We start from the raw sequence: 9459 nt of genomic DNA on the forward strand, positions 1-9459 counted from the left end.
TCCGACTCTCATGATCACCGCCGTTCGGAAGCTCCCGGCACGTCTCTTCCAACGCGACTTCCATACTCGACGTCAGGTGATCCGACAGCATCATCCAGGTCTCTCAAGGGCTTGACAGGCCTTTTCACAAATATGGACTGAAGACCGGCGCCGTCAACGGAGTCTCATGGCTCTCGCCGGCAGCGCGCTTGAGCCTAAAATGCCCGCCTCGGAAGGCGACCGATAGCCGCTCTTAGCGGGCAGGGCTGGCTCGCCGGCGCGGCGCTGGTCGCGGCGGTCATGGCCGGTCACGCGACCGCTTCAGACTCTGTCATGTATTTCGGCAGCGAAGAACAGATAGCGGCCAATAACGGCACGAATTACCAGCCTTGCCTGTCTTACGGGGCGAGGTCAGGCACCGACGCCTTGTTAATGGCCATGCACAGCCCGAACCAACGACGGCAATCGGATGCGGCCGAAGATGCTGCATGGGACGCGTCGCGCTGCGCGCGAGGAGGCGCGGCGCGAAGCTCGAAGGCAGAACAGTTGAACGCCAGCGCCCGGGATCACGCCGGAGTATCATCACTTCAGATCTCAGAGGTGCAATCCAATCATAAACCGGATCACGAAGAAGGAGCCGGCGGCGACAATAGCCGTCACACTGATCGCGAAGCCGATTCTCCAAGTCTGATCCAATCGGCGCCTCGTATAAAAGCGTCTCCGTGGCGGCCCCAGCACCGGGCCGGGGGGCATGATGATGCTGGGGCCTCCGGACAGGCTCTTGCCTCGTGGGACTGAGGCCGTCACCGGGAACACAAAGCACGTCGCCTACCTAACGTTCCTCCGGTTGCCGAGTATTCCCCATGCGTGTCCAGAAATACACAGGTCTGCTGAGATAGAGAAAGACCGCAGGCGTAGTACCAAAACGGCGCCCGCAGACCGCACTCGGGCCGGCGCAAGCTGAAGAGGGATCAATGACCGTCTTCGTCTGTGTGAATACCGTCAAACCGGTCGGCGACATCGACCACATAACGCGCTGTTCCTTTATACGCTTAAGGCTAGAGGCCCAGAGTTTAGTGCCGGAATCAGGCACGCGGTTGAGCGCGGTTGGCTCGAGCTGCACGAAAGCGGCACCTATGTGAGGCTGTTGTTGACACCTAGCGAGGGTCTGCTGGCGAGCTAGTGCTCGGTTCGCCAGGGGATTTGTTGCGGCCCAGCTGCTCTTCCACATACGCAACCACTAAGCGCCGAACGTCCTGGTCGGTTATTTTTCGAAATGCCCTTATCAAACGAAGCGTCTGCAGATCTTCAACGCCGCTCATGCCAAAGAACCTCTTTGATAAAATCGCATACCGGGAAAAGTATGCAACCGTTCCGCACTGATGGGAACATGGAACTCTGGAGAGGGATAAAACCCTGCTGGCTCGGCGCCCGCCGAGCTGGTGGAGCGGCCCTGGTCCTACAAAAGCCCCTGGGCCGGGCCGTCTCTTTCCGGTCAAGCGAGTTTTGCGTACTGGCCTCGCCCTCGATCATCCCGAACGAGGGATTTCTATTTCATCGACGGCCAGCCTCGGCCGGTCGATTGCATCATAGTACGCGGTCTGTTCATGACCGCTGTGAGGCTCGCCGCCATTCGGTCAAGCTTGGTTCAAAAACGAGCGCCTATTGTGCGCGGGTCGAAAACGAACCCGCACAAATCGCATTGGCCGGGCCTGTACCCGCGGCGGCGCTGGCGACGCGTGCCCCGGTCTGCAATCGAACAGAGCCCGGCGACCCGGACGACGTGCCGGGGTTGCCGGAGGGCTTTGTGGCCGACAAAGGTGAAGCGCGAGGAATGACCGCGCCCAATGAGAGGATCGTGTCCCGTGGCGTGGTGTAGCTGGCGGGTGGATCACCGCGTTCGCCGGCGAGAGCCGGGCCGGTCAGCTGGCGATAGCCGTGAGGCTGACGCTCGGATCATCGCTCAACGGCGCGATGGTTTCCAGCGTCATGTAGCGGGCACGCTGGACGGCCCATTCACCGTTCTGTTCGAGCGGATCGCTCCGATGAGGCGGACGATGGCATCCTCGTTGGGGAAGATGCCGACCACCTCGGTGCGCCGCTTGATTTCGCCGTTGAGGCGCTCGTTCGGGTTGGTGGAGTGCAGCTTGGTCCGATGTTGCGGCGGGGAGGTCATGTAGGCGAGCACGTCGGTCTCGGCGTCGTCGAGGAAGCCGGCAAGCTTGGGCAGCTTGGGGCGGAGCTGGTCGGCGACCTTGCGCCACTGCGCCCGGGCCGCCTCGGCGTCCAAAAATCGGGAATGCAATGTGATCGGATTCTTAGTCCCTTCGAGCAAGCCCCTAAACTGGCTAGCTGTCGCGCCGCGCGCGACGATGAGGCCTCTCTTACCGGATAGTCGCGGACCGGCGGTATCCAAGACCACGATCCGGCTCCCTCTCTCGAATTCAACCTTGGTAATCAGCAGGTCGGGCAATTTGGGCAAAGCGCGATTGGCATTAGTCATGGTGGGAATCAGTGATTGAAAACGCCAAATTGTTACGACCTGTTCGGTTGAGCACGTTGGCTGATTTTGGCGCCGCTGAGAAGCAGCCTTCAGCAGCCACCAACAGAGGAGCTCGCCCTAGTGCGTAGGCTTCATGTAAAGGAGCACCGCAAAAACAGCCGCGATTCGCCACGCTATCGGCTATCAGCGTGAATTTTTCCATGATCAGAGCATACCCATGCCACCCCCGCGCAGACCATATAATGCGCAGCCTCGCCGGGGTGCGCACCATTAAAAGGCCCCGGCCGGGGAGAGGGGCCGGGGCCCATAAGTTAGGTGCATGGTCCCGAGCACGGAAACCAAGCGACGGCAGCCTACGCGATGCTTGGCAGATTGCTCTGTTCGGTTCTGCACACTGGCCCGGTATTCCAGGCAGGAACTGATCGCCGGAGCAAACGGATTCGTAAAATGCTCTGTAAGTGTCGCTTCAACGTAGCGTCGCTTCCCGCTCACGAGCCCGGGGTGTTGCAGCTAATGGAACAAGGCAACTCACCGTCGCGAGCAAGAGCCTCGCGGCTCTCGAAAACGACGCCGCTTCGAAGCGGTCGGCTCCTTTGTCAACGGCACGGATGACGGTTTGATGAGTTCCCTCAATCGCGGCTACTGAGGGGCCGTCAGATGCCAGAGTACCAAGCTTACGACATTGGCGAGGATGGACACATCCAACAGCGAATCGATCTGATATGCGCGGATAACGGCGAAGCCAAAGAACGCGCAAAGTCGCTGGTCGACATCTACCCCATTCAGCTATGGCAGTCCGACCACAAACTAGCGACGTTCGACCCCGATCCCATGACAGCCGACAGAGCGCAGGGCTGGCTCAAGGGCGAGTTGCGTCCGCCGAAGTAAGACTGCCATGACCGACCTCACGATGCGCCGAGACGATTACATCGTGATCTGGGACGAAGTGGCGATCGGGCGGATGTTCCGCTCCAACGGCGTCGGGCGGCATCGACGGCTGGTCCTGGTCGGTCTCGTTGCCGAACGTGCCCCAGCGCAGCGAGCACCGCGGCGACGCCCGCAGCCTCACGGAAGCCAACGCGCGATTCCGGACCGCATGGGACGACCTGCAGGCGCAGATCAACTACGACCAGCTCAAGCAGGCGCGGGAGATCCAGGGCCGCCGGCGCCCGTGGCACCGCTAAGAACGCCGGGCTGGCTAGAGCTGCATGAGAGCGGTACCTATGTGCGGCTGCTGACCCGGGCGAGGATCTGCTGGAAAAGGCCGAGGCTCCAGCCTGAAGCGCGCTTAACCCTAACCCACTATGTACATTGATATATTGATGCCGGATTCGCGATCTGCTCCCGTGCACGGGGAGGCGAATCACATGCGCGAAGAGCTAGTGGTCACTCAACCAGCGTGGACCGATTTGCGCCCCAGGTGCGAGGATTGCCACATCATCACCGAGGTGCGAACCACCATTCTCGACCCCCGCGAAGGGCGTCAGATTTCCGTCTACCAGTGCTCGAATTGCTGCCGGCTCGTCTGGAGGGATTAGAGGGGCGGCTCATCGTCCGAGATCCCGCGTACCAGTCGGGCGACCCTGCGAGGACCATCCCAAAGCTCAACAGCAGGATGTGCCTCCAGAAACTTCTCAGCCCGAGCCTGAGCGTCTTCGTCTGTAGGGCAGTCGATCGCGTAAACTGCGCGAGCAACGCCGGTAAGTCGACTGCATATGCAAAGTATCGCATGGCAGCTTCCATCTGCGGAAAATCTGCCATCAGGATTCTCCGGCGTGATCATGGTTCCTAGGCTTGCGCATCCTTGATTCAGCTCAAGAACTTCTCCGCACCGCGCCTTCCCTTGGAACATGGACGAACCTGACAAACCAGGATCGGACAAGAAGACCGCGCCATTGAAGCCCGATCCCACCCGCTTGGAACAGGCGCGCCGCATCATCGAAGATATGCGGACGACTTGCGGGAGATCATTAAGAAGCGCCGGCGCAAGATGAATTAAGGCCGCTTGGTCGCCTCGCCCAGGAACGTTTCCGTTCCGGATGCTTACCCCGGATTGGACGAGTAGGAGCTGGCGAAGCTGGAGCCGCGGCCATGAAACGCCATGCCATGAGCAAGAATTTCGGTAATGGCGCCGGCCACGTTCTGCGCCGGCACAACAGCGCAGTCCTGGTGTTCAGCTGGCACGGCAAGCCCGACGGATCGGCCCGCTATGTCGAGCAAGTCAACTGCTACGCCCGCAATGGCGTGGAATATCCCAGTCTTGCCTCCCTACTTCGCGCCGTCGAGGCTGAGCACGCTTACAAGGAGACCTGATATGCAGCTGCCCGCAGAACGTCCCACGCGGGGGATTTTTTGGCGAAGCTCGTATTCAAAAAATGCGAGGCTTCTATTTGCACACCCGGTTCGCTTTGCCCGGTTGCTCCCGTTGTTATCCCATTCGCAGTCGCCACAGCCCAGCTTGGTCAATTGCCGTAAAAATCACAGGACACGCACATATGACCACCTTTATCAAAGTTCTTCTTAGCATCGTAGCCTGAGTCGCGCAGATTCCGCCTATAAAGTGCCGAAGCAGGCTGTTCGCCAAGACTACCGCCTGCTGGAACACCAACAGCCGCCATGCTTGATCCAACACGGTGCATTTTGTGGAATGAACCATGACGCTGATTTCGACCAGCATCAGCGGATACGACACCAACAGCTAACATAGCTGCAATGAGAAGTGCGGTCTTCATGATACACCTCCTGTAGGGCGACGTAGTTGTTGCGAAAGCAAGGAGCGCGCGTGCCCGATTTCGAGCCGTGATCTCCAAGACGACGTAAGATGAGGGGTGGACCGCGGATTGCAGACACGCGCTGGAGCTTCAGGGCGCTCAGCTGCGATCAGAAGCTGCTTTCGCATCTCCGCGAGGCAGGCGCGGCAATATTCACGATAGAGCAGGTCGAATATGGCGGGCATCGTCACCCCCACCGTTTGAGTGTCAATGCCAGATTTTTCCACCTCGATTTTCGCGGTAGCCCCGTCAGATGGCTCTTCGATGTGAGCCCATTCACAGACTGCAACAGTTCCAAAGTTCAAGAGCCGATTGGTTGACCTGATTGTCTGCGCGAAAAACAACAGGACTAGTCACGCTATAGCAGCGCATTGTTTCAGCAACACTTCGTCAAACAACTCAAGGGCGCCGAACGCCAATTAAAATCCAACCACAGCGCGAAAAATTTTACCACTGAGTGATAGCAACTTTCGATGCAAGCTGACCGAGTATGAGGAGGGCATTCTCCAGCGCGCCCGACACAGCTTCGTCGCCAGGGGCGCGCAGCCAGCGCGTGACGCCGCGCTCACCTCCACCTCGGCCGAAGTGAAGTGGATCAGCGGCTGGCCGCCGTGGCGACGTTCGAGGGTGAGTTTTCCGAAGTGAGCCGGTCCTATGCCGGCCAGGGCGTCGTTCGCTCTCGGTGGTAGCTCGACTTCCGGAATTGGCCCGGAGCAGACCTTCCAGGTGGCAGACCAGATCAGCTGCTTTTGACCCAAAGCGGACTTAGGGCTGCAGATAGGCAGCTTTTGGCGCCGAGATGGACAGCACACCGTTTGCCACGTCCGCACGCTAAGACGGAAGTTGCTCGACCAGGCGGCGGAACGATCATCTCGCGGCGGCATATTGGGAGTATGTTGCGAGCGTGCACATGACGGAAATGGAAGCCCATAGGTTTCGCGAAGAAGCGGGGCAGTGCAGAGTTCTGGCTGCGCAAGCAGTCAGTTCTATTGACCGCGAGGCTTGGCTTCGGCTTGCCGAGGACTGGGAAAAGCTCGCCGACAAGGCTGCGAAGCGTCACGGTTTTTTGGCCCCGCGAGACCGTCCGCCGAATTGACACGAATTTTAGATCGCCTCTAAACTGGTTCCAGCTTTGGACGCAGTAAGTTGGGGCGAGTTATGTCGAACTTTCGGGCTTACATCATCGACGCTGAGGGGCACATAAAGCTTCGAGTCGACCTTGAGGTCCCGAACGAATCAGCGGCGAAGGATAAGGCTAGACAGCTCGTTGATGGGCATGCCGTAGAGCTTTGGGATGGCGCAAAGAAGCTCGACCGGTTTGAGCCAACCCGCCGACGTTGAGCGTCCACGAACGCAAACGCATTTGCCGGGCGATGCACGGGCCCCCCCAGCCGAGTGCTACCTTTCCGAGACAGGTATTAAGGTACGGAACCAATAAGCTGCCTTCAGCGTTTTGTACGACTGCTCTAACGCCGCCTCAGGAAAAATGAGCCCAACATCATTCGAACGCATCAGCGATGCGCGGCGGTTCGAGCTGCTTGTAAATGCTATTGTCGATTACGCCATCTTCATGTTGGACGCGGAGGGCTACGTCCGAACGTGGAACGCGGGCGCAGAAAGGCTCAAGGGTTATTCTGCTGATGAGATTATCGGAAAGCCTTTCTCGACCTTCTATACGCCTGAAGATCGAGACAAAGAAGCGCCGCAGGCGGCACTAGCGGCTGCACGCGATACCGGCCATTTCCATTCCGAGGGATGGCGAGTACGCAAGGATGGCACCAGGTTCTGGGCGCTTGTCGTGATCGACACCATCCGTGATGAAACGGGGGAATTGATCGGCTTCGCAAAGGTCACCCGGGACATCACCGAACGTCATCACGCTCAGCTTAATCTTTTGGAGAGTGAGCGCCGCTATCGTAGGTTGGTCGAGGCGGTCGTCGATTACGCTATTTTCCAGCTCGATCCAGCAGGCAATGTGAGCACCTGGAATCCCGGCGCAGAGCGGATTAAAGGCTACGCCCCATCCGAGATCATCGGGCGTCACTTCAGCCAGTTCTACACGCCGGAGGATCTTGATCTCGGGATACCGCAACGTGCCCTCGCGCAAGCTGCCGAAACGGGTCGCTTCGAAGCCGAGGGCTGGCGTATGCGAAAGGATGGCACTCGGTTTTGGGCATCGGTGGTCATTGATCGCATCGTGGACGATGCCGGCGCGCTGGTCGGCTTTGCAAAAGTCACCCGTGATCTTACCGAAAGGAAAAAGGCCCAGGACGAGCTTCGGAGCGTCCAGGACCAGTTAGCTGCGTCGCAAAAGCTCGAAGCAATCGGACAGTTGAGCGGCGGCGTCGCGCACGACTTCAATAACCTTCTCATGATTGTGCTTGGCAACATCGAAACAGCTGAGCGGCATAGTCGCCATCTTCCCGGCAGCGTGAACATCCAACGGGCACTTACAAACGCAAAGCGAGGCGCACAACGAGCGGGGGCATTGACGAGTCGCCTGCTGGCTTTCTCGAGGAGACAGGCGCTCGATCCAAAGCCCATCAACCTCAACAGGTTTTTGAGTGGGTTGCAGGACTTCCTCCAACGCACACTTGGAGAAGGCATCGAGGTTCAGACCGTCGGGAGCGCAGGACTCTGGCAGATCGAGGCTGACACAAACCACTTGGAGTCGGCAATCATCAACCTCAGCATCAATGCTCGCGATGCGATGCCCAGCGGCGGCAAGCTGACCGTCGAAGCCGTGAACGTCTCGGCGGACGAGGACTACTGCCGAATCAATCCTGAGCTATCGCCCGGTCAATACGTGGTGTTGTGCGTGACCGACACGGGCAGCGGCATGTCGAGTGACGTCTTAGAGCACGCGTTTGAGCCCTTTTTCACGACCAAAGAGCCTGGACAGGGGACTGGGCTCGGCCTCAGCCAAGTCTATGGCTTCGTCAAACAATCAGGTGGCCACGTCAAGATCTATAGCGAAGTCGGCCAGGGCAGCAGCATCAGGATGTACTTTCCCCGGCACTATGGGAGCAGCGTTCCGGTTGAGACCGAAGCCGACGAAATAGTGCCTGAAGCCGAGAAGTTGGAAACTATTCTTGTCGTAGAGGATGACGCAGACCTCCGCGCCTACGTCTCGGACGCCTTGAAGGATGTCAACTACCGCGTAATTTCTGCGCCCAGTGCACAGGCCGCGCTGACTACCTTGTTGCAGGACGTGCCCAGGGTTGATCTTCTCCTCACCGATGTAGTGATGCCGGGGATCAATGGACGCGAGCTTGGAAGACGCGCTCAGCAGATCCGTCCCGGGCTAAGAATCCTATATATGACCGGATACTCGCGTAACGCAGTGGTCCACCAGGGCCGGTTGGAAGAGGGAGTGGACTTACTGGAGAAGCCCATTTCCCTGGCAAAACTAGCCCTTCGCGTGCGAGAGATGCTGGATCGTAAGGTTGCTGAATAGTGGTACCATTTCTCTAATCAGCGACTTGTTGGCCCCCTTCTTACGTCCAGTGAGCAGCCCATGCCGAACTCGCGATCAGCCAGAAAGTCAGGGCTAGGGCTCCCGTGGGCAGGCGGCGGGTGGTCCCTCTCGTCCAGCTACTCATCACTCACGATATTGCAGTGAGACTCGCGATCTGATCCCATCGAGCGGGAGGGGCAAATCACATGCGGGAGCAGCAGCTTGTCTTTCAGCTGAAATTTGTTGATTTGCGTTCGAAGTGCGACGACTGTCACATTGCAATGACTTGAGATCGGTGATTCTCGATCCGCGTGATCGCCGTAAGATTGCTGTCTATCAGTGCTCGAATTGTGCTCGGCTCGCTTGGAAAGACTGATCACGGAACTATTTCAGGCGGACTTGGAGGAGGCAGGCCGTACTCCCTGGCCCGCTTTGCAGCGAGCTTTCGATATGAGGCCGCCTGCTCGAGCAATTGCGATTTAAAGGCGGAATCGAATTCACTGGCCGCAAGCCCCTCAAGCTGCACCGCACGCTCGAGATACTCTGTCAGCAGCTTCATGGGATTTCGCGCGTCGTTTTCGCTGTGAGTTGCTCAAGCGCAGAGGGTGGTGCTGCGCCGGGCGTGGCCAGCCAGTCATTGATTTGCAATGCGGCTTCAGCCTGCCTCACCCGCTTCATCAGCAGCTCTCGCGCGGTGCCGGGCGGCAACTCTGCAGCGGCTTTCCGGAATTTTACGGCTTCATCCGCGA

General features: G+C 58.7%; 7 protein-coding genes and 2 pseudogenes. 5 read left to right on the forward strand and 4 right to left on the reverse strand.

The window, feature by feature from the left end; genetic code table 11:
- Nucleotides 1–1901: 1901 nt before the first annotated feature.
- A pseudogene (locus IC66_RS0141025) lies at nucleotides 1902–2266 on the reverse strand (transposase); the annotation flags it as partial.
- Between the two features lie 873 nt (nucleotides 2267–3139).
- On the opposite strand from IC66_RS0141025, the gene IC66_RS42930 reads away from it, so the two are divergent.
- The 3 genes from IC66_RS42930 to IC66_RS0141040 all read left to right on the forward strand — a co-directional run bounded on the left by IC66_RS42930 (nucleotide 3140) and on the right by IC66_RS0141040 (nucleotide 4795).
- Nucleotides 3140–3370: a hypothetical protein gene (locus IC66_RS42930; RefSeq protein WP_038973714.1), complete on the forward strand. Its 231-nt coding sequence runs from the start codon at nucleotides 3140–3142 to the stop codon at nucleotides 3368–3370.
- Between the two features lie 128 nt (nucleotides 3371–3498).
- The gene (locus IC66_RS48845) at nucleotides 3499–3666 is read left to right on the forward strand and encodes a hypothetical protein (protein WP_240536574.1); all 168 of its coding nucleotides are present in this window, start codon (nucleotides 3499–3501) and stop codon (nucleotides 3664–3666) included.
- 907 nt (nucleotides 3667–4573) lie between these two features.
- The gene (locus tag IC66_RS0141040; protein ID WP_028144426.1) at nucleotides 4574–4795 is read left to right on the forward strand and encodes a hypothetical protein; all 222 of its coding nucleotides are present in this window, start codon (nucleotides 4574–4576) and stop codon (nucleotides 4793–4795) included.
- Nucleotides 4796–4944: 149 nt separating this feature from the next.
- Here the strand turns inward: IC66_RS0141040 and IC66_RS0141045 are convergent, their stop codons facing one another.
- A complete protein-coding gene (locus tag IC66_RS0141045) occupies nucleotides 4945–5214 on the reverse strand; it encodes a hypothetical protein (RefSeq protein WP_131233184.1) in 270 nt (89 codons plus the stop codon).
- A gap of 561 nt (nucleotides 5215–5775) precedes the next feature.
- Between IC66_RS0141045 and IC66_RS49350 the strand changes: the two are divergent.
- A pseudogene (locus tag IC66_RS49350) lies at nucleotides 5776–5942 on the forward strand (autotransporter outer membrane beta-barrel domain-containing protein); the annotation flags it as partial.
- Between the two features lie 797 nt (nucleotides 5943–6739).
- On the forward strand, nucleotides 6740–8710 hold the full coding sequence (locus tag IC66_RS0141055) for a hybrid sensor histidine kinase/response regulator (RefSeq protein ID WP_028144423.1): 1971 nt from the start codon (nucleotides 6740–6742) through the stop codon (nucleotides 8708–8710).
- A 376-nt stretch (nucleotides 8711–9086) separates the two neighbouring features.
- Here IC66_RS0141055 and IC66_RS44610 read toward each other — a convergent pair whose 3' ends face one another.
- Together IC66_RS44610 and IC66_RS44615 are read right to left on the reverse strand one after the other, a co-directional pair.
- On the reverse strand, nucleotides 9087–9269 hold the full coding sequence (locus tag IC66_RS44610) for a hypothetical protein (RefSeq protein WP_028144422.1): 183 nt from the start codon (nucleotides 9267–9269) through the stop codon (nucleotides 9087–9089).
- The coding region (locus IC66_RS44615; protein ID WP_083859404.1) for a hypothetical protein at nucleotides 9266–9459 on the reverse strand (194 nt) is incomplete at its 5' end. The genes IC66_RS44615 and IC66_RS44610, both read right to left, overlap by 4 nt.

Source organism: Bradyrhizobium genomosp. III (assembly GCF_000261705.1).
GTDB classification, from domain to species: Bacteria; Pseudomonadota; Alphaproteobacteria; order Rhizobiales; family Xanthobacteraceae; genus Bradyrhizobium; species Bradyrhizobium ottawaense.